The organism is Paenibacillus amylolyticus (genome assembly GCF_050990605.1).
GTDB lineage: Bacteria > Bacillota > Bacilli > Paenibacillales > Paenibacillaceae > Paenibacillus > Paenibacillus amylolyticus_H.
In genome coordinates, this window is record NZ_CP158832.1 from 5,694,240 (window position 1) to 5,715,831 (window position 21,592).

The 21,592-nt window shown below is 48.2% G+C and carries 10 protein-coding genes, 1 tRNA gene and 3 rRNA genes; 1 reads left to right on the top strand and 13 read right to left on the bottom strand.

All coding sequences use genetic code 11. The features are described from left to right. Positions 1–34: 34 nt before the first annotated feature. From disA to ABTV53_RS25185, 11 genes are all read right to left on the bottom strand, one after another. On the bottom strand, positions 35–1,111 hold the full coding sequence (gene disA, locus ABTV53_RS25135; RefSeq protein WP_062836168.1) for a DNA integrity scanning diadenylate cyclase DisA: 1,077 nt from the start codon (positions 1,109–1,111) through the stop codon (positions 35–37). A 13-nt stretch (positions 1,112–1,124) separates the two neighbouring features. Next, complete coding sequence (radA, locus tag ABTV53_RS25140; RefSeq protein ID WP_036671578.1) at positions 1,125–2,492, bottom strand: DNA repair protein RadA; 1,368 nt, start codon at positions 2,490–2,492, stop codon at positions 1,125–1,127. 258 nt (positions 2,493–2,750) lie between these two features. Beyond that, positions 2,751–5,213: an ATP-dependent Clp protease ATP-binding subunit gene (locus ABTV53_RS25145; RefSeq protein WP_433747630.1), complete on the bottom strand. Its 2,463-nt coding sequence runs from the start codon at positions 5,211–5,213 to the stop codon at positions 2,751–2,753. Between the two features lie 183 nt (positions 5,214–5,396). Then, entirely contained in the window at positions 5,397–6,467 is a 1,071-nt protein-coding gene (locus ABTV53_RS25150) for a protein arginine kinase (protein WP_340912547.1), read from the bottom strand. A gap of 28 nt (positions 6,468–6,495) precedes the next feature. Then, positions 6,496–7,020 carry a UvrB/UvrC motif-containing protein gene (locus tag ABTV53_RS25155; RefSeq protein WP_413407088.1) on the bottom strand — a complete coding sequence of 175 codons (525 nt, stop codon included), beginning with the start codon at positions 7,018–7,020 and terminating at the stop codon, positions 6,496–6,498. 31 nt (positions 7,021–7,051) lie between these two features. Further along, positions 7,052–7,513, bottom strand: a complete 462-nt coding sequence (locus ABTV53_RS25160; RefSeq protein WP_215077832.1) for a CtsR family transcriptional regulator — start codon at positions 7,511–7,513, stop codon at positions 7,052–7,054. A 462-nt stretch (positions 7,514–7,975) separates the two neighbouring features. Next, positions 7,976–9,151 (bottom strand): GNAT family N-acetyltransferase, encoded by a 1,176-nt coding sequence (locus ABTV53_RS25165; RefSeq protein WP_433747635.1) that lies wholly within the window; start codon positions 9,149–9,151, stop codon positions 7,976–7,978. A gap of 179 nt (positions 9,152–9,330) precedes the next feature. Then, positions 9,331–9,447 (bottom strand): 5S ribosomal RNA (gene rrf, locus ABTV53_RS25170). Between the two features lie 71 nt (positions 9,448–9,518). Beyond that, positions 9,519–12,569 (bottom strand): 23S ribosomal RNA (locus tag ABTV53_RS25175). A gap of 216 nt (positions 12,570–12,785) precedes the next feature. Continuing rightward, positions 12,786–12,861, bottom strand: a tRNA-Ala gene (locus ABTV53_RS25180). Positions 12,862–12,969: 108 nt separating this feature from the next. After that, positions 12,970–14,522 (bottom strand): 16S ribosomal RNA (locus tag ABTV53_RS25185). The 16S, 23S and 5S rRNA genes sit together here with 1 tRNA gene alongside, the layout of an rRNA operon. A gap of 719 nt (positions 14,523–15,241) precedes the next feature. On the opposite strand from ABTV53_RS25185, the gene ABTV53_RS25190 reads away from it, so the two are divergent. Further along, positions 15,242–16,615, top strand: coding sequence for a molybdopterin-dependent oxidoreductase (locus tag ABTV53_RS25190; RefSeq protein WP_433747638.1), 1,374 nt, complete (start codon positions 15,242–15,244; stop codon positions 16,613–16,615). A 128-nt stretch (positions 16,616–16,743) separates the two neighbouring features. Here ABTV53_RS25190 and ligA read toward each other — a convergent pair whose 3' ends face one another. Further along, positions 16,744–18,759, bottom strand: a complete 2,016-nt coding sequence (ligA, locus tag ABTV53_RS25195) for an NAD-dependent DNA ligase LigA (protein ID WP_433747641.1) — start codon at positions 18,757–18,759, stop codon at positions 16,744–16,746. A gap of 417 nt (positions 18,760–19,176) precedes the next feature. After that, positions 19,177–21,531, bottom strand: a complete 2,355-nt coding sequence (gene pcrA / locus ABTV53_RS25200; protein WP_124116470.1) for a DNA helicase PcrA — start codon at positions 21,529–21,531, stop codon at positions 19,177–19,179. Between the last annotated feature and the right edge of the window lie 61 nt (positions 21,532–21,592).

Below are 21,592 nucleotides of genomic sequence, written 5' to 3' on the forward strand. Positions count from 1 at the left end.
CTCATCCATTTCAAGCCTTTATATAGGCAAACCCTTACATCTGTCTGTCGATAAACATCTGCTCCTGCAAACGTTTGAGGCCTTCCTTAATGGTTCGGGCACGAACTTCACCGATACCGTCCACTTCGTCCAGCTCTTCAATTGTAGCCATAATCACATGAGGCAATTGTTCGAATTGATCCACCAGATTATGGATAATGACATTGGGCAGGCGGGGGATCTTATTTAATACCCTGAATCCACGAGGTGCAACCGAATCCTCTGAAGTAGCCGCTGATGAAGGATAGCCGAGCAGACGGACAATATGGTGTGCATCCAGCAATTCATCGTCCGACAATCTTTTCAGTCCCACGATAATTTCACGGATTTTGTCATCACTGTCATCACGGGCATAGTCCTTATACAATAACCAGGCTTCTTCTTCCGTTGTACCCACAAGCTCTTCCATTTGCATGGAAATGAGTCGTCCCTCATTCCCGAGTTCATGAATGTATCGTTTGATCTCCGTTTTGATCCGCATCACCATTTCGGTACGCTGAATCACATTAACCACTTCAGGAATCGTCACCAGTTCCTCAAATTCAGAGGCACTCAGATTCGTAAGGGACTGTGTTAATACAGCTTTGTATTTCTCCAAGGTTTGAATCGCTTGATTCGCTTTGGTCAAAATAACCCCGATTTCCTTGAGGGAATACCGAAGTGTTCCTTGATACAAGGTAATGATATTCCGGCGCTGTGATATGGATACGACCAATTTACCCGTTTGCTTCGCTACACGCTCTGCCGTCCGGTGACGAATCCCCGTCTCTGATGAAGAGATGGAGGAGTCAGGTATTAACTGGGTATTGGCGTAAAGAATACGCTTCAAATCTTCGCTAAGAATGATGGCACCATCCATCTTGGCGAGTTCGTACAGATAGTTCGGGGAGAAATCACAGTTAATCGAGAATCCCCCATCCACCACTTCCATGACTTCAGGGCTGTATCCTACAACAAGCAGTGCGCCCGTCTTGGCGCGCAGCACATTTTCCAGACCTTCGCGGAAAGGTGTACCTGGTGCGATCAGCCTTAACAATTCATTCATATTATCCAGTTGGCTCGAATCTTTCATCTTGTTATGCCCCCTAATCTAAAGCAACCGCTAGTGCATCTGCCACGGTATTCACACCGATCAGTTGTATCCCGCGAGGATGTTTCCAGCCCTTTAAGCTTTTTTCTGGTAAAATGACACGCTTGAAGCCCAGCTTCGCGGCTTCCTTCACTCGTTGTTCGGCTCGTGATACGGCTCGAACCTCACCTGTGAGACCGATCTCGCCAAAGATGACGTCATCCGGCTTGGTCGGTACATCTCTCAAACTGGAGGCAATGCTGACCGCAACCGCCAAATCTACCGCGGGTTCATCCAGCCTTACTCCACCAGCCACGTTAAGATATGCATCCTGGGTTTGTAAAAACATGCCCATCCGTTTCTCCAGCACGGCAATGATCAGATTTAATCGATGCAGGTCTACCCCTGTTGCCATGCGACGGGGAGAAGGGAAATGGGTGGTCGAGATCAACGCCTGCAATTCCACGAGCAGAGGACGTGTACCCTCCATGCTGGCAACTACCGTAGAACCCGCTACACCCAGTGGTCGCTCCGATAGAAACAGTTCAGACGGGTTGCCCACCTCACGAAGTCCATCCTCGCCCATTTCAAAAATGCCTATCTCATTGGTTGAACCAAAACGGTTCTTCACCGCACGCAGCAGTCGATACGTATGATGGCGTTCTCCTTCAAAATAAAGCACGCAATCCACCATATGTTCTAACATACGTGGACCGGCAATGGCACCTTCTTTGGTAACATGCCCCACAAGAACCGTTGCAATGCCTCTGCCTTTCGCAATCCGCATGAACCTTGACGTACATTCCCTTACCTGGGCTACACTACCCGGCGCACTGGTAACTTCGGGAAGATATACCGTCTGAATGGAGTCGATGACAAGAAAATGCGGCTGGATCTGATCCACCGCTTCCTCTACACGTTCCATATTGGTTTCACACAGCACATACAACTCGGCAGAGAGTGCCCCGAGACGATCTGCCCGCAATTTGGTTTGCTTGACTGATTCCTCACCGGAAACATATAACACACGTAGACCCGAATGCGTCAACGCATGGGACGTCTGCAACATCAACGTTGATTTACCGATACCCGGATCTCCGCCCACCAGAACGAGTGAACCCGGAACGATTCCGCCACCCAATACCCGGTTCAACTCTCCGATTCCAGTCTGTACGCGCGGTTCCTGACCGCTATCTATATCTATGATAGGAAGCGGTTTATCTTTACTGTCAAACAGAGGAGAATTTCTCCCTTGTGTTTTGACCACCGTCTCTGTCTCTTCCACCATCGAATTCCATGACTGACAACCCGGACACTTACCGTACCACTTGGGGGCTTCATAGCCGCATTCCGTACATTGAAACTTGGTTTTAACTTTGGCCACTTCAGCACTCCTATAATTAGTTTTATAACAGCATTTTGCATTATTCGACGAATTTTGCCCAAACTCCCTGACGTGCAGGGTTACTAAAAGTTTACCATTGTTTGAGATTTTTCGTAAAGGATTATCGCAAACTTTACACATGTTCCTGACATAATCATGTCCGTCTTCTGTCCAAAATGTAAAAAAACCTCCCCGACCGAAGCCGAGAAGGATTAAGAACAATACAAGCTGGAGTTCAACTCCATAGCTTGTTACATATTATTTGGTTTCGATTTCCTCGTTAGAAGGAATAATCACGTCTTTTTTCGTCACAGACAGTGCACCGTTCTCTTCGTCGATAAGCAATGAATCCCCTTTGGTTACGTTACCTGTAAGCAACTCTTCAGACAATTTGTCCTCGATATGCTTCTGGATTGCCCGACGAAGCGGACGTGCACCGTAAGCTGGATCAAAGCCGGCTTTGGCAAGGAAATCCTTGGCATTGTCGGTGAGTTCGAAGTCAACCTCGTATTCACGCAGACGTTTGCGAAGCTCCTCACTCATGAGTGTAACAATCTCTGCAATGTGTTTCTGTTCCAGAGAGTGGAATACGATAATTTCATCAATCCGGTTAAGGAACTCTGGACGGAAGCTTTTCTTCAGCTCATCCATGACTTTACCCTTCATGTTATCGTAATCCGCACCTGCATCCACAACTGCTGTGAAGCCAAGTGTAGAGTTACGTTTGATCGCTTCAGCACCCACGTTGGATGTCAGGATAATCAGCGTATTCCGGAAGTCAACCACGCGACCTTTGGAATCCGTCAGACGACCATCCTCAAGCACTTGCAGCAAGATATTAAATACTTCCGGATGTGCTTTCTCGATTTCATCGAGCAGGACAACGGAATATGGTTTGCGACGAACTTTCTCTGTCAGCTGACCGCCTTCTTCATATCCAACATATCCTGGAGGCGCTCCGACGAGTCGGGAAGTTGAATGCTTCTCACCATACTCGGACATATCGATCCGGATCACTGCATTTTCATCGCCAAACATCGCTTCAGCCAGAGCACGAGCAAGTTCTGTTTTACCTACCCCTGTAGGACCGAGGAAAATAAATGAACCCATCGGACGTTTTGGATCTTTAAGTCCAGCCCGAGCACGACGAACCGCACGGCTGACGGACTTCACAGCCTCATCCTGGCCGATGACACGTTCATGCAGAATCGATTCCAGATTCATCAGGCGCTGTGTCTCTTCTTCTTTCAGCTTGTTCACCGGAATTCCTGTCCAGTTGGCTACCACTTGTGCGATATCCTCAGGTGTTACTTCGGAATCCGTGCGACCTTGTTTTTCTTTCCATTGATTCTTCGTTACATCCAGCTCTTCACGGATTTTTTGTTCCGTATCACGCAGAGCGGCTGCTTTTTCGAACTCCTGGCTTTGAACTGCAGCGTCTTTTTCCTTGCGGATATCTTCCAGACGGCTTTCCAGTTGTTTCAGGTTTGGTGGGATCGTGTAAGAGTTCAATCTTACTTTGGAACCCGCTTCATCAATCAGGTCGATCGCTTTGTCTGGCAGGAAACGGTCTGTGATGTAACGGTCAGACAGTTTAACCGCCTGTACAATCGCTTCATCCGTAATTTTCACGCGGTGATGCGCTTCATAACGGTCACGCAAGCCGTGCAAGATTTGAATCGCTTCTTCCGGAGAAGGCTGATCTACAGTAATCGGTTGGAAACGACGCTCAAGCGCTGCATCCTTCTCGATGTATTTGCGATATTCATCCAGTGTTGTCGCACCGATACATTGCAATTCTCCACGGGCCAGAGCCGGTTTCAAAATGTTAGAAGCATCGATGGCACCTTCAGCTCCGCCTGCACCAATCAAGGTATGCAATTCGTCGATAAACAGGACAATGTTACCTGCTTGGCGAATCTCATCCATGATTTTTTTCAGACGATCTTCGAACTCACCACGATATTTGGTTCCAGCAACGACTGAACCCATATCCAGGGTCATTACACGTTTGTCACGCAATGTTTCGGGAATCTCATTCGCAATGATTTTCTGTGCAAGTCCTTCAGCAATCGCTGTTTTACCTACACCTGGCTCACCAATCAATACCGGGTTGTTCTTGGTACGACGGCTGAGCACCTGAATGACACGTTCAATTTCTTTGCTACGTCCAATGACCGGGTCAAGGTTATTCTCTCTGGCGTAAGCCGTGAGGTCGCGTGCCAGACTGTCCAGCGTTGGGGTGCTGACATTGGCAGGTGTCCCATTATGGCTGGATACAGCTTCACTGCTGCCAAGCAACTGCAGTACTTGTTGACGTGCTTTGTTCAAGCTAATTCCCAGGTTATTGAGCACACGTGCTGCAACACCCTCGCCTTCACGAATCAATCCGAGCAGGATATGCTCTGTGCCTACATAGGTATGGCCCAATTTACGAGCTTCATCCATAGACAGTTCAATTACTTTTTTCGCACGTGGCGTATATGCAATGTTGGTAGGTTGCTCTTGGCCACGGCCAATCAGCGTTTCTACTTCATCCTGAATTTTTTCCAATCCGAGTCCCAGGCCGATCAGTGCTTTGGCTGCGATGCCTTCACCTTCACGAATGAGGCCGAGCAAAATATGTTCAGTACCGATGTTATTATGACCGAGACGGACAGCTTCTTCCTGCGCGAGTGCGAGCACCTTTTGGGCCCGTTCCGTAAATCTTCCAAACATCATATCTCCTGCACCTCCATGGTTTTGGATAAAACGAGGGGTTTCAAACAATCCCCGTTGTATTCTTCATATCATTTTTGTTTGCAGCCGTGCTGCGAATAAAGTCATTTGGCATTTGTACATGCCTTATTATATAAAAGCCGCAATGCGGCATGAAACCATAATTCAATACAATATCAGGCTAAGCTAGGACTGCTTCGCTGCATTGATCGTATCACGAATCAACTGAGCACGATAGATGTCACGCTCATCTGTGCGCATATCTTCCCCGAATGTTTTCTGCAGGAATCCCGGCTGTGTCATCACATTCAACTCATTCATTACCGTGATGGACAGTCCATCCAACAAACCGAGATCCACGCCAAGACGTACATCCGATAAGCGCTGTGCAGCTTCCTTTGAATCCACAATAGCTGCATGAGACAATATGCCGTAAGAACGCATGACACGATCCGTAATTCGAAGTCTGGAGTCGCTCATTAACCGTTCTCTGGCAGTACGTTCATGACCAATCATCTGTAACACAACACCGTGCAGGTTCTCGATGACTTCCTGTTCGGTCTGTCCCAGTGTAATCTGGTTCGAGATCTGAAACAGGTTCCCCATCGCCTCACTGCCTTCACCGTATATCCCCCTTACAGTCAATCCCACTTGGGAAACTGCGGTTAAAATACGGCCAATCTGCTGTGTCATCACCAGGGCAGGCAGGTGCATCATAACCGATGCTCTAACACCTGTACCTACATTGGTAGGACAGCTGGTTAAGTATCCTCTGCGATCATCAAAAGCATAATCCACGTGCGCTTCAAAAGCATCATCTATTGCGGAAGCCTTCTCCCAGGCTTCTTTCACCTGGAACCCCGGATAGAGGCACTGGATACGAAGATGATCCTCTTCGTTAATCATAATACTGACAGACTCATCCTCACTGAGAATAACCGCACCATTCCTGGATTCATTCGCAAGACTTGGACTGATGAGATGTTTCTCCACCAGCACCCGTTTGTCGAGCTCGTCAATATCGATTAAATCCAACGTGTGGAAATCCCCAAAGGCATGAACGTCATCGTATTGAAGTACTTCGCTCAGCTTATTCAGCACCTCTTCCGATTGCTCATTGGAAGCCAGCATCGGAAACGGAACATGCTGAAGGTTGCGCGCAATCCGTACACGGCTGCTAATGACAATTTCGGAATCAGCCGCATCACTGCGCATCCAGTCGCTGAGCGCCTTCTCTGTAAAGCGCAGATTAGGCATTACGCATTCCTCCTACTCATGACAAACTTTACTCCTGAGCTATTCCTTTTTCAAGCCCTCTGATCTGGTCACGGATCTGAGCCGCCTCTTCAAATTCCTCTTGGGCGATGCTCTCCTGGAGCTCACGCTTCAGATCAGCGATTTGCCGTTTCACCTTGATGCGACCACCAGCTCGTGCAGGCACTTTGCCTACATGGGACGTATTACCATGAACCCGCTTGAACAAAGGATCCAGACGGCTGTCAAAATATTTATAACATGAACTGCAGCCAAAACGGCCTATCTTGCTGAATTGTGAGTACGTCATACCGCACTCTTCACACTGAAGTGCTTTTGCAGGTGGTGTCCCTGCCGATCCACTTTTGCCGGCTGGATCAAAATCAAGTAGCCCTGACAACAAGTTGTGAATGGAAAACCCGCCTGCTGTTCCAGGGATCATTTCCCCTTTTTCACGGGCACATGACTCACAAATATGGAATTCCGTCTTCTCTCCATTTACAATCTTCGTAAAATGAAGTGTCGCCGGACGTTTATTGCATTCTTGGCACAGCATATTGATGTACCTCCTTTGACCCCGATAGTTTTCATTTACCGAGCAAAGATATTAACATCGCCTTTAACATTCTGGCACGAATTTGATCCCGGTAAGGAAGTTTGACCATAATAACCTCTCTAGATACAGCAGCTCGCATCAACCCGGCTTCACGTTTGCTCAAGAAACGCGCTTCTTCCAGTTGATAGATCAGACCTTCGGCAGCTGTCTGCCCAATCTCATCACCAATACTATGGTGCAAATGGTTATGCAGAGCCGATTGGGCCGGTAATTCAATGCGCTGTATGCGAACATAACCACCACCGCCACGTTTACTCTCAACCAGGTATCCCTTCTCGAGTGTAAAACGTGTGCTGATGACATAATTGATCTGGGAAGGTACACATGAGAATTGATCTGCCAGATCATTACGCTGAATTTCAACCATTCCTTCGGGACTTTCATGCAAAATACTCTTCAGATATCGTTCGATAATATCAGAGATATTACGCATCCAATCATCCTCCACTGTCTGAAACGTTAAGTCAATAAGGACCCACACGCCCCCACAGAGTACACCTTCTCTACCCATTTAACCAATCAGGGAAACAGCGAATCTTGCTTCCACAGGTGTCATAAGGAGAGCGAAGGAAGCACGAAGGTCCTTTAATATTCCCTTGATCCTCCGATGAGATGAATCCCGTATATTGGCGATCATGCATCAGATTGTAGAAAGAAAGTTACTTCAGTATCAAACCTTTAGTTGACTTTGACTTTCTTTGACTTTATATACATTATAGCATATTTTGTAGGTTTGCCAAGTGGGCTCACTATTCATTTTTTACGATTTTACACGAAATATTCCCCAGACACAAAAAAACCTCTCCGAAATTGCTGGAGAAGTCCATTTGTCTTTCAATTACGTCGTATTTCTATATAGGCTCATCCAGTTAAATGGAGCAATGGTGAATAGGTATCAGAAGAAATCGAGTAAATAGGTTTCCCGTTCAGGAATCGCTTGTTCCAAAGCCTGGATTACTGTGTTCGGTCCGTGAATTCTTCCGATTTGTGCCATTTCCGTTGGTCTGCGATATCCCATCAGCACCGCAGTGAGAGCTTGAATATCTACCTTAATGGTCTGATCACCAGTAATTGGCTCCGAAGTTTTCCATATGGATGCCGTTCCGTTCATTGCTACGTTTAATTGCCATACCCCTTCATTCCACGGAGCGTGGGTATCCTCTACCTCTAGAACAATCTGCACCGGTGAGTCCTGGCTTGCAAATGGATACTGGGATATAAACTGCTCTACACTAACGATGCGTGCCATAAAATAAGGTACAATCTCCTGCTGAATGCGTGGGTTATCCAACTGGAAAGCAAGCGTATCACTGGCAGGCGCCTGCAAAGTAACTTCCTGAATCATGGAATCGTGGTTAGCAATGAAGGTCCACAGCCCTTGCCTAGCCTCTTCATTAAGATGGATGATCTCTTTAATGGTAAATTTATTTTCCTTAACCTCATATAAAAGATAACCTTGTGCTGCATCAGCCTCATCGTAATATACCGCCTTCTGGCTGGTCCCATGAACAAGAACGGAGTTCTCCCATCTCGCATCATCCCGGACCAAGGTTCCGTTATAACGCTCAGCATAAGCACTGTAAACTTCCTTTAATATGCTGAGGCCCGGATTCCCACGCCGAATCGTTCCAGGTGTCGCTTTTTTCGAAGGCAAATGAGCTGTAGGCACTTTATAACGTTTAAATTCAACATAAGTCTCCCATCCATACTTCCGATAGAAGCCAAATGAAAATGGATGCAAGAACGATATACTTTGTTTGTTACGATTCATTTCTTCCAACGCATGCTTCAGCAGACCCGCTACCCAGCCTTTGCGTCTATATTCTGGCCAGGTCGCTACACCCGCAATACCGCCCATCTCGAACGATCTGCCATGAATATAGGTTTGAAAAGGGATAATGTGAAGCTTGGCTCCTAGCTGCCCGTCCTCATATACACCCCATATATCCTGTGACGAAAATTGACTCCGTCGCTTTTCTTTTTGTTCATCACTCATTACTACTTGAAAAGCATATTCGGAGAGTGCCATCGCAGGCTCAAAATCATCTACCGTCAATTTTTGAATTTCCATGTCGTCCTACACCCCATTCGCTAGAGTTATTATCAATCCAGGTCATGGCCTGATATCTGATATATGTACCCCTTAGAGTGTGTCAGAGGATTCCTACAAAGTCAAATAAGAGATGCTTTCGCATCCCCTTAAATAAACAAATAAAAACCACCACCGAATAACATCGGCAGTGGTTCTTCGCTTGGCGGCGTCCTACTCTCCCAGGACCCTGCGGTCCAAGTACCATCGGCGCTAGAGGGCTTAACGGTCGTGTTCGGGATGGGTACGTGTGGAACCCCTCCGCCATCGCCACCAAACGCGGTGCTTACATCTCAGAGATCGTTCTCTGAAAACTAGATTCGAAACGAAACATGCGAATTACTTGCTATTGGATAAGCCCTCGACCGATTAGTACTGGTCAGCTCCATGCATTGCTGCACTTCCACCCCCAGCCTATCTACCTCGTCGTCTTCAAGGGGTCTTACATACTGGGAAATCTCATCTTGAGGGGGGCTTCACGCTTAGATGCTTTCAGCGTTTATCCCGTCCGTACATAGCTACCCAGCGGTGCTCCTGGCGGAACAACTGGTACACCAGCGGTACGTCCATCCCGGTCCTCTCGTACTAAGGACAGCTCCTCTCAAATTTCCTACGCCCACGACAGATAGGGACCGAACTGTCTCACGACGTTCTGAACCCAGCTCGCGTACCGCTTTAATGGGCGAACAGCCCAACCCTTGGGACCTACTTCAGCCCCAGGATGCGATGAGCCGACATCGAGGTGCCAAACCTCCCCGTCGATGTGGACTCTTGGGGGAGATAAGCCTGTTATCCCCAGGGTAGCTTTTATCCGTTGAGCGATGGCCCTTCCATGCGGTACCACCGGATCACTAAGCCCGACTTTCGTCCCTGCTCGACTTGTAGGTCTCGCAGTCAAGCTCCCTTATGCCTTTGCACTCTTCGAATGATTTCCAACCATTCTGAGGGAACCTTTGGGCGCCTCCGTTACTCTTTAGGAGGCGACCGCCCCAGTCAAACTGCCCACCTGACACTGTCCCCGCACCGGATTACGGTACCAGGTTAGAACCTAGATACGATCAGGGTGGTATCCCAACGTTGCCTCCACACAAGCTGGCGCTCATGTCTCTCAGGCTCCCACCTATCCTGTACAGATCGTACCCAAATTCAATATCAAGCTGCAGTAAAGCTCCATGGGGTCTTTCCGTCTTGTCGCGGGTAACCTGCATCTTCACAGGTATTAAAATTTCACCGGATCTCTCGTTGAGACAGCGCCCAAGTCGTTACGCCATTCGTGCGGGTCAGAATTTACCTGACAAGGAATTTCGCTACCTTAGGACCGTTATAGTTACGGCCGCCGTTTACTGGGGCTTCGGTTCACAGCTTCGGGATTGCTCCCTAACCACTCCCCTTAACCTTCCAGCACCGGGCAGGCGTCAGCCCGTATACTTCGCCTTACGGCTTCGCACAGACCTGTGTTTTTGCTAAACAGTCGCTTGGGCCTTTTCACTGCGGCCCCCTCGTGCTATTCACACTACCGGGGCACCCCTTCTCCCGAAGTTACGGGGTCATTTTGCCGAGTTCCTTAACGAGAGTTCTTCCGCGCGCCTTAGAATACTCTTCTCGCCTACCTGTGTCGGTTTGCGGTACGGGCACCTTCACCTGGCTAGAGGCTTTTCTTGGCAGTGTGAGATCATGACCTTCGCTACTATAATTTTCGCTCCCCATCACAGCTCAGCCTTCATGATGTGCGGATTTGCCTACACATCAGCCTCACTGCTTAGACGGACATCCATCAGTCCGCGTCACTACCCTACTGCGTCCCCCCATTGCTCATAACGGCTTACGGTGGTACAGGAATTTCGACCTGTTGTCCTTCGACTACGCCTTTCGGCCTCGCCTTAGGTCCCGACTTACCCTGAGCGGACGAGCCTTCCTCAGGAACCCTTAGGCTTTCGGCGGATCAGATTCTCACTGATCTTTTCGTTACTCATACCGGCATTCTCACTTGTATAATGTCCAGCGCTCCTTACGGTACACCTTCAACCCTTATACAACGCTCCCCTACCCCTGGATCGACTTCACTCCAGCTTCGAAGCCCTGTGTTTATCCCCTGGGAAGCATTTGGTCATCCAAGAATAGAATCTCTTGTCAGACAAAAATGTCCTTGTGGACAACACGCCTCAAAGAAGCAGTGAAGTCGATCCAAGCCATAGCTTCGGTGGTGTGTTTAGCCCCGTTACATTTTCGGCGCAGAGTCACTCGACCAGTGAGCTATTACGCACTCTTTCAATGGTGGCTGCTTCTAAGCCAACATCCTGGTTGTCTGTGCAACTCCACATCCTTTCCCACTTAACACACACTTGGGGACCTTAGCTGATGGTCTGGGCTGTTTCCCTTTTGACAATGGATCTTAGCACTCACTGTCTGACTCCCGGAAGTAAGTCTATGGCATTCGGAGTTTGACTGAGCTTGGTAACCCTTGCGGGCCCCGCACCCAATCAGTGCTCTACCTCCACGACTCTGTTTTCCGAGGCTAGCCCTAAAGCTATTTCGGGGAGAACCAGCTATCTCCGAGTTCGATTGGAATTTCTCCGCTACCCCCACCTCATCCCCGCATTTTTCAACATGCGTGGGTTCGGGCCTCCAGTGCGTGTTACCGCACCTTCACCCTGGACAGGGGTAGATCACCCGGTTTCGGGTCTACGTCCACGTACTAACTCGCCCTATTCAGACTCGCTTTCGCTGCGGCTCCGGCTCTTCACCTTAACCTTGCACGGGAACGTAACTCGCCGGTTCATTCTACAAAAGGCACGCCATCACCCCTAAAACGGGCTCTGACTTTTTGTAAGCACACGGTTTCAGGTTCTATTTCACTCCCCTTCCGGGGTGCTTTTCACCTTTCCCTCACGGTACTGCTTCACTATCGGTCGCTAGGAAGTATTTAGCCTTGGCAGATGGTCCTGCCGGATTCATACGGGGTTTCACGTGCCCCGCACTACTCGGGATCCGTCTCGGAGGGAACCAACTTTCAACTACAGGGCTTTTACCTTCTTTGGCGGGCCTTTCCAGACCTCTTCACTTAACCGGTTCCTTTGTAACTCCATGTGAGACGTCCCACAACCCCAAAGAGCAAGCTCTCTGGTTTGGGCTTCTCCGCGTTCGCTCGCCGCTACTGACGGAATCACTATTGTTTTCTCTTCCTCAGGGTACTTAGATGTTTCAGTTCCCCTGGTATGCCTCACACTAACCTATGTATTCAGTTAGGTGTAACTGGAAATTACCCCAGCTGGGTTTCCCCATTCGGACACCCCCGGATCAAAGCTTGCTTACAGCTCCCCGAGGCAGTTTCGTTGTTCGCCACGTCCTTCATCGGCTCCTAGCGCCTAGGCATCCTCCGTGTGCTCTTAGTAGCTTAACCAAATTGCTCCGGTTTCGACCGCTCGCTTCCCTTGTTTTGGACTGCGTCCAAAGCCAAAAGTCGCTCCCACCCGATACCATCGCAACAGCAATTTAACTACCGTTTTTATTGAAACTTGTTTTAACACAAGTTCAGCTAAAAAGGAATGTTCTAATTCGCGTTTGTTTCGTTTCGATATCTAGTTTTCAAAGAACAAGCCAAATAGATGAAATTGTTTGGTGGAGCCAAGCGGGATCGAACCGCTGACCTCCTGCTTGCAAGGCAGGCGCTCTCCCAGCTGAGCTATGGCCCCTCAAATTCCATCAAAACTGAACAAATGGATAAGTAACTGTGTTGCTGTTGCAGGTTCTAAGAACCTGTGTATTTGAATGTTTCCGCTACGGGAAACGATTCTCCATAGAAAGGAGGTGATCCAGCCGCACCTTCCGATACGGCTACCTTGTTACGACTTCACCCCAATCATCTATCCCACCTTCGGCGGCTGGCTCCTTGCGGTTACCCCACCGACTTCGGGTGTTATAAACTCTCGTGGTGTGACGGGCGGTGTGTACAAGACCCGGGAACGTATTCACCGCGGCATGCTGATCCGCGATTACTAGCAATTCCGACTTCATGCAGGCGAGTTGCAGCCTGCAATCCGAACTGAGACCGGCTTTGTTGGGATTGGCTCCATCTCGCGATTTCGCAGCCCGTTGTACCGGCCATTGTAGTACGTGTGTAGCCCAGGTCATAAGGGGCATGATGATTTGACGTCATCCCCACCTTCCTCCGGTTTGTCACCGGCAGTCTATCTAGAGTGCCCACCCGAAGTGCTGGCAACTAAATATAAGGGTTGCGCTCGTTGCGGGACTTAACCCAACATCTCACGACACGAGCTGACGACAACCATGCACCACCTGTCTCCTCTGTCCCGAAGGAAAGATACATCTCTGTATCGGTCAGAGGGATGTCAAGACCTGGTAAGGTTCTTCGCGTTGCTTCGAATTAAACCACATACTCCACTGCTTGTGCGGGTCCCCGTCAATTCCTTTGAGTTTCAGTCTTGCGACCGTACTCCCCAGGCGGAGTGCTTAATGTGTTAACTTCGGCACCAAGGGTATCGAAACCCCTAACACCTAGCACTCATCGTTTACGGCGTGGACTACCAGGGTATCTAATCCTGTTTGCTCCCCACGCTTTCGCGCCTCAGCGTCAGTTACAGCCCAGAGAGTCGCCTTCGCCACTGGTGTTCCTCCACATATCTACGCATTTCACCGCTACACGTGGAATTCCACTCTCCTCTTCTGCACTCAAGTCACCCAGTTTCCAGTGCGATCCGGGGTTGAGCCCCGGGATTAAACACCAGACTTAAATGACCGCCTGCGCGCGCTTTACGCCCAATAATTCCGGACAACGCTTGCCCCCTACGTATTACCGCGGCTGCTGGCACGTAGTTAGCCGGGGCTTTCTTCTCAGGTACCGTCACCTTGAGAGCAGTTACTCTCCCAAGCGTTCTTCCCTGGCAACAGAGCTTTACGATCCGAAAACCTTCATCACTCACGCGGCATTGCTCCGTCAGGCTTTCGCCCATTGCGGAAGATTCCCTACTGCTGCCTCCCGTAGGAGTCTGGGCCGTGTCTCAGTCCCAGTGTGGCCGATCACCCTCTCAGGTCGGCTACGCATCGTCGCCTTGGTGAGCCGTTACCCCACCAACTAGCTAATGCGCCGCAGGCCCATCCCCAAGTGACAGATTGCTCCGTCTTTCCAGTTCCCTTCAGGTGAAGAAAACAATTATTCGGTATTAGCTACCGTTTCCGGTAGTTGTCCCAAACTTGAGGGCAGGTTGCCTACGTGTTACTCACCCGTCCGCCGCTAAGCATCAAGGAAGCAAGCTTCCTATCAACTCCGCTCGACTTGCATGTATTAGGCATGCCGCCAGCGTTCGTCCTGAGCCAGGATCAAACTCTCCAATAAAGTATTGAAAAGAGCGATAAGCTCATTTTGAATCTGACGATTCATTGTGAATCAAAAGTTACTATCCATTTGTTCAGTTTTCAAGGAACTTGCATGTCCGTTTTTGTTGATGTTTGTCAACCGGACAGGAATAATATCATATCATGTTAACTAACTTACTGTCAACAGTTTGTTTTTGTCACCTTTCAAGTGATTATGACAATCATTCGTTTGAAGCGACAAGAAATAATATAACATGTCATGATTTATTTAGCAAGCATTTTTAATCAACCATTTGATATCATATAAGTCTTCATCAACAGTACCTTGCCTTCAACCTATATACGACACATTAACACAATATCTGAAACAAAGATGGAAACCTTATAAAGGCTTCGCTATATCAATGAAACGATCATTTCTATATACATTGTATACTTCTATAACCATAAATAATAAGGATCTAAATAAAGATTAGCTAGAGCCCCGATCGGTATAACACCCTTGCCCTCCTGTTGGTTTGAAGAAAGTGATCCAAAAACTCTATAATAAGGTATATAGATATAGGGATAAGGCTAAGTAATCAAGTGTTCTACTTTTATAAGTAGTCTATCAACTATTGTTTAACCATTACGCCTGCCTAAATCGATACTCAGATAACACGCACTCCATTCACAACTGGCTATTACATATCAAAGTTCTGAATAAACTCATTACCAACTTATGTGGGGTGATCGTACTTGAAACAATGGTTAAAGAATGTACGTAAAGGATACGGCAAAAAGTTGGTTTCCATCCATGCTTGGAATGCCTGGATTGTTGTGATTCTTGCTATATCAGGTCTTATGCTGGTAGGCGGCTTTTGGCGAGAGATACTCGGAATTGGTCGTGTCTGGTTAAAATGGCTACATATCGTCGTGGGGCTAGCTATGCTGGCACCCGTGGTATATTACTTGATTTTGGCCGGAAAGCACTGGAAGCAGCTTCGTAATAGACCTTGGCAAAGGGTGAATACCATCTTTGTTCTTGCGCTGCTGGTCGGATGGTTACTCTCGGGTATTGTATTATGGCAGTTCAAGCTAGCTGGACCTCGATGGTCGAATGCTGCGCTTTTGATCCATGACCTGCTGACTTGGGTGGGCTTACCTTATATCATCTATCACTCCATAACTCGGACCAAATGGTTAAAGGACCCTGCACGTCGTGCGGTTAAAACCACCACAACTTCAACACAAACTCAAAATGCAGCTCAGCCATCTGATTCAATATCGGATGAAAATGAAACTCCGGTTGCTATATCTTCTTCCCATATTGATCGCAGATCCGACAGAGATTCCCTCAAGCAGCCTGAGCGACCTGAACCTGTGTATACACGCCGAGCTTTCATCCGTTCTGCTGTAGGTGTTGGGCTCGCCGTCACGCTGGGACCTACATTTATATCCTGGGTAGGACGAAATCTCAAGATTGATAACAGTATTGATAGTATGCTGGAAAACGACCCTAACCGTATGGTTCCTTTGCCACAACCGCTGACGGCTTCCTCTCCTCCCATTGGCGGCGGAGCTGAAGGTCATTTCCGCGTATATACGGTTACGCCCATACCGTCCTTTTCCAATGCTAGCTGGTCTTTCCGAATTGACGGACTGGTTGAACGAGCACAGGTTTGGAATTGGGAACAGTTCGTGAAGCTCGCGCGCACCGTACAGGTTAGTGATTTCCACTGTGTAACGGGATGGTCTGTATATAAGAATACCTGGGAAGGCATTTCACTTGCACAGCTTTTGAAGCAAGCCGGGGTCAAACCAGAAGCTCATAGTGTGAAGTTTTATTCCGGTGATGGTGTGTATACAGATGCCATTACGATGGATCAAGCACAAATGGAGGATATCATGGTCGCTGTCATGCATGATGGCAAACCCATCCCGGCTGATCTTGGTGGTCCTGTAAGGCTCGTCATTCCTCAGATGTATGCCTATAAATCGGTAAAATGGTTGAATCGCATTGAACTCATCGACAGCGAACATATCGGTTACTGGGAAGAACGAGGATATGATAAGGATGCATGGCTTACAGGCGCATCTCAGCGCATCCCTAACAATATAAGTGGATCATGATCAGTTAAGACTGGTGAGTGCTCCTTTGTTGTATTAATCATTCAATAAACAGCAAAAGCCCCCGATCACGTATCCGTGTCTTCGGGGGCTTTCTAATATGAACTCTTTTGTACACTTATCCTCTAACCCTATGGGTTCAAAAGACGTACAAGTTCGTCCTCATCCTCAATCGTTGGAATACCGAGATCATGAGCTTTGGTCAACTTGCTACCTGCCTTCTCTCCGGCAATCACCAGATCTGTCTTTTTCGACACACTGCCTGTCACCTTCGCTCCGAGCGCTTCCAGTCTTTGCGTTGCCTCTTCCCGCGTCAGTTGGTGCAGCGTTCCGGTCAGGACGACGGTTTTGCCACTGAAGAAGGAATCTTCCACAACCACAACTTCTGATGCCTCAGGTGCCTGAGCTTTCACACCCAAGTTGAGCATTTTCTCAATTGCAGCCTGAGTAAACGGATCTGCAAAGAAAGTTACAATACTCTCCGCCACAATGCCACCGACGTCAGGTAGTTCAACCAATTCTTCTACGGTTGCATTCATAATGGCGTGCAGATCTCGGTAATGATCCGCAAGCATACGCGTGGTGGATTTACCTGTGTTCGGAATACCCAGTGAGTATAGGAACGAAGCCAGATCTCGATCCTTACTGTGCTCCAGCGCAGCGATAAGGTTGTTCGCTTTCTTTTCCCCAAACCGCTCCAGCTTTACCAGATCATCAAACTGTAACGTATACAGGTCGGCAGGCTCACGTACGTTCAATTCATCATACAGCTGAATCGCTGTTTTCTCACTGAACGTCTCGATGTCCATGGCATCACGGGAAGCAAAATGGGAAATACGTGCCACCGTCTGCGGTTTGCATGCCAGTCTGTTGTTACAGAACAGGTGTGCTCCACGTTGCTCCAGCGGGAATCCGCATGCCGGACACTGCTCAGGAAAGACGATCTCCTCACCATCACTCTCCTCCGTCACTTTGCCCAGAATTTCAGGAATGACGTCGTTGGAGCGACGGATAAAGACCCGTGTACCCAGAGCGAACTTCAGATTTTTGCGCTCAATGTCGCCGACATTATTCAGCGTACAGTTCTGTACCGTTACCCCGGCCAGTTCAACGGGTTCTACGCGTGCCAGCGGAGTTACTTTGCCAGTACGACCCACATTCCATACCACAGCATTCAGAACCGTCGTGGTCTCTTCTGCCTCGAATTTATATGCTACCGCCCAGCGAGGGAACTTATCGGTATACCCTAGCACCTCGCGTGTGCGCATGTCCGTAATTTTGATAACAGCTCCATCGATCAGATAGTCCAGTTGACCCCGGTTCTCCTGTATCGCAGCCAATTGTTCCATCACATCATCAAACTCATGGAAATAAGTAATCGATGGATTAACTTTGAAGCGGTTCTCACGCAGGAAGTCCATCATCTGCTGATGATTGGTAAACTGAATGTCATCCGAATAACCTACGTTATAAAAATAAGCATTCAGCCGACGCTCAGCCGTCGCCTTTGGATTAAGGTTACGCAGTGCTCCCGCTGCTGCATTCCGCGCATTTTTGAGCGGTTCTGCCGCGGTCTCATTGTATCGATCCAGGACAGACAAGTTCATGATACCTTCACCCTGTACTTCAATCGTACCAGTTGTGTATGGAATTTTGAGTGGAACGGATCGGATCGTTTTCACCTGTGCCAAAATCCCTTCGCCTACGGTACCGTTCCCTCGTGTAGAGGCTTGCACCAACTCACCGTTGGTGTACGTCAAGTTCAGCGTCAATCCGTCAAACTTCAACTCAATGACATATCCTGGTTCCGGTAAAGGCGTATCGGGATTTTTACTGTTATAGTCATTAATCAGTTTCAGTACACGGGTATTCCAGCTACGCAGCTGCTCAATATTCTGTGCTTTGTCCAGACTCCATAATGAGGATAAGTGGCGATGTGGCGTAAACCCCTTGAGCAATTCGCCGCCCACACGCTGGGTTGGAGAATCAGGCAGAACCATGCCGCTTTCCTGTTCCAGCGTAACCAGTTCATCGTACAGAAGATCATACTCCTTATCGCTAATCTGTGGCTGATCCATCGTGTAGTACTGATAATTATGCTGGTTCAGCTCGGTAACGAGTTGCTCCATCCGGTGCATTGGGTCCATACAGGGCCATCCCTCCGTTAATTTGATCTATGTAGAACGAACACTCCTATTGCACTTGAACGACGATAACAGAATAACTTTTCAATCACTGATATCACTATATAATTTCAATTAATGATTATCCACACTGACACTCCGATAACAGAACAACTTTCCGATCGCTGTTATCCCCTGATTTATTTTAATTCATGTTAAAAGGTAGAAATCAGGGGATAAAGGCGAACGCTTAGCTTCTTCAAGTTATTTCTGTTCTCTCCGTTACCGTGCCGATGTTACATTGAATTTATACAGATTTCTAATCATATCAGTCAAGCTTAGAAATGACGTGACAAAAACGATGAAGATGCTTAAGAAGCAGTTTTCCTTAGAAAAGTTATTTCTGTTCTCTCGGTAATCGTGCAAAAGGAAGTTTCGTTCTTATTCTACTTTGGTAATCGGGGCAAAACCGGCAAGCAAACGTTTCACGCCAACCGGAGCAGGGAAGGCAATTTGCAGTTCAGTATCATTCCCTGTCCCTTTAACTGCAACAATCGTGCCTGTCCCCCACTTGCCATGCTGCACTTTATCTCCTGCCTTGAATCCTGCTTCACCATTAGAAGCTACTGGCTTGGAAGCAGAAGATGGCGTAGAGTATGTTGGACGTGAGGTACTTGTGGTCACACGCGAAGTTGGCGTGGATGAGGTAGCAGATGACCCGCTCTTGCTTTGGTGATCAAAGAGCTTGGTACCACCACCGAAGTTACTTCCCCCACTGGAACCTAGTCCACGTCCACCATATGAGCCGCCTCCGCTACTGCCACGACGGTAACGATCACGAGCCATGGAAGTGTCTTCCTTCAGCTCATCCGGAATTTCGTCCAGGAAGCGGGAAGGTGGATTCGCTGTGGTACGACCAAACAAGGTACGCATCTGGGCACACGACAGGAAAAGTTGCTCTTCTGCACGAGTAATCCCCACATAAGCAAGTCGGCGTTCTTCCTCCAGCTCTTCATTATCCATAAAGGCACGGCTGTGCGGGAAAACTCCTTCCTCCATACCCACGATAAAGACAACCGGGAACTCCAGACCTTTGGCACTGTGCATGGTCATCAGGGTAACAGCGTCGCTCTGATCCTCTTCATCATCGTTCATGCTGTCGATGTCAGCAATCAATGCAAGATCGGTGAGGAACGATACGAGCGTTTTGTCTTCATTATTTTTCTCAAATTCCATGGTAACGGACAGGAACTCATCGATGTTCTCGAGCCGTGCACGAGATTCGAGTGTGTTTTCATTTTGCATCTCAAGACGATATTGGCTCATCTCCAGAATCTTCTCGGTTAATTCAGTTACAGACAGATATTCTACCATCTGATGCAACGCAGCGATCATGTCATAGAACTCCACGAGCGCATTACGCGTACGGCCAGCAAAACCAAGATCATCCACGACCTGCAGTACTCGGAAAATGGAAATTCCACGCTCTCCTGCCGCAGCCGCCAGCTTCGCTACCGTTGTATCCCCGATGCTACGCTTCGGTACATTAATGATCCGGGTGAGACTGATATCATCGTCAGGGTTGGATAACAGGCGCAGATACGCCAGAATGTCCTTGATCTCTTTACGATCATAGAACTTGATGCCGCCGACAATCTGATACGGAATATCAGACTTGATCAGAATTTCCTCTATAACCCGGGACTGGGCATTGGTACGGTACAAAATGGCATGGTTCTGATAGGATTTGCCGTTCTTCACATTTTTACTAATCTCGGAAGTAACAAAATACCCTTCATCATGTTCGGAATCCGCACGGTATACCTTGATCTTCGAACCACCCTCTTTGTCTGTCCACAGTTTCTTCGGTTTACGCCCCGTATTCAGGCCGATCACTTCATTCGCTGCATTCAGGATATTGGAAGTAGAACGGTAGTTCTGCTCCAGCAAAATGGTATTTGCTTCCGGGTAGTCTTTCTCAAAATTCAGGATATTGCTGATATCCGCCCCGCGCCAGCGATAGATTGATTGGTCACTATCCCCTACAACGCAGATGCGGTGGTGGCTGTCAGCAAGCATTCGGCACAGCATGTACTGTGCACGGTTCGTATCCTGATACTCGTCCACGTGAATGTACTGGAATTTCTTTTGGTAAAAGTCGAGGACTTCCGGCACTTCTTTGAACAGTTGAATAGTCTGCATAATAAGATCGTCGAAATCCAGTGAATTGTTGGCTCTTAACCGTTTCTGGTACATCTTATATATCTTCGCTACAATACCCTCGAAATAGTCTCCTGCCTGCTTCTCATATTGCTCCGGACTGATCAGTTCATTCTTGGCCGTGCTCATCATCGATTGAACTGCTTTGGGTTCGAATTTCTTCGTATCGATATTCTGGTCTTTCATACAGCTGCGAATAACAGACAATTGGTCGGATGAATCCAAAATACTGAAGTTGGAAGTAAAACCGATACGTTCAATATCTCGGCGCAAAATACGCACACACATGGAGTGGAATGTGGATACCCAAATGTCGCGGCCCTGGGAGCCACCTACGAGTTGGGAAACCCGGTCCTGCATCTCACGAGCGGCTTTATTCGTAAAGGTAATCGCTAAAATGCCCCACGGGGGTGCTTTCCGTGTTGCAATAAGGTAGGCAATCCGGTGTGTCAGCACCCGGGTTTTGCCGGAGCCCGCTCCGGCCATAATCAGCAGCGGGCCATCCGTTGCCTCGACGGCTTGCCGTTGAGGGGTGTTAAGTCGTGCAACGGCATCATGTATATTTACAGGTTGCATGCATGCATGCTCCTTTCGTTGGTGGTCTATAAAGCAAAATTAATAGGTTACACTCGCCACT

Coding starts and splice junctions, on each gene's coding strand:
- ligA (WP_433747641.1), bottom strand. CDS start 18,759: ATGGACCCAATGCACCGGATGGAGCAACTCGTTACCGAGCTGAACCAG.
- ABTV53_RS25155 (WP_413407088.1), bottom strand. CDS start 7,020: ATGCTGTGCCAAGAATGCAATAAACGTCCGGCGACACTTCATTTTACG.
- ABTV53_RS25160 (WP_215077832.1), bottom strand. CDS start 7,513: ATGCGTAATATCTCTGATATTATCGAACGATATCTGAAGAGTATTTTG.
- pcrA (WP_124116470.1), bottom strand. CDS start 21,531: ATGCAACCTGTAAATATACATGATGCCGTTGCACGACTTAACACCCCT.
- ABTV53_RS25150 (WP_340912547.1), bottom strand. CDS start 6,467: ATGCCTAATCTGCGCTTTACAGAGAAGGCGCTCAGCGACTGGATGCGC.
- ABTV53_RS25165 (WP_433747635.1), bottom strand. CDS start 9,151: ATGGAAATTCAAAAATTGACGGTAGATGATTTTGAGCCTGCGATGGCA.
- disA (WP_062836168.1), bottom strand. CDS start 1,111: ATGAAAGATTCGAGCCAACTGGATAATATGAATGAATTGTTAAGGCTG.
- ABTV53_RS25145 (WP_433747630.1), bottom strand. CDS start 5,213: ATGATGTTTGGAAGATTTACGGAACGGGCCCAAAAGGTGCTCGCACTC.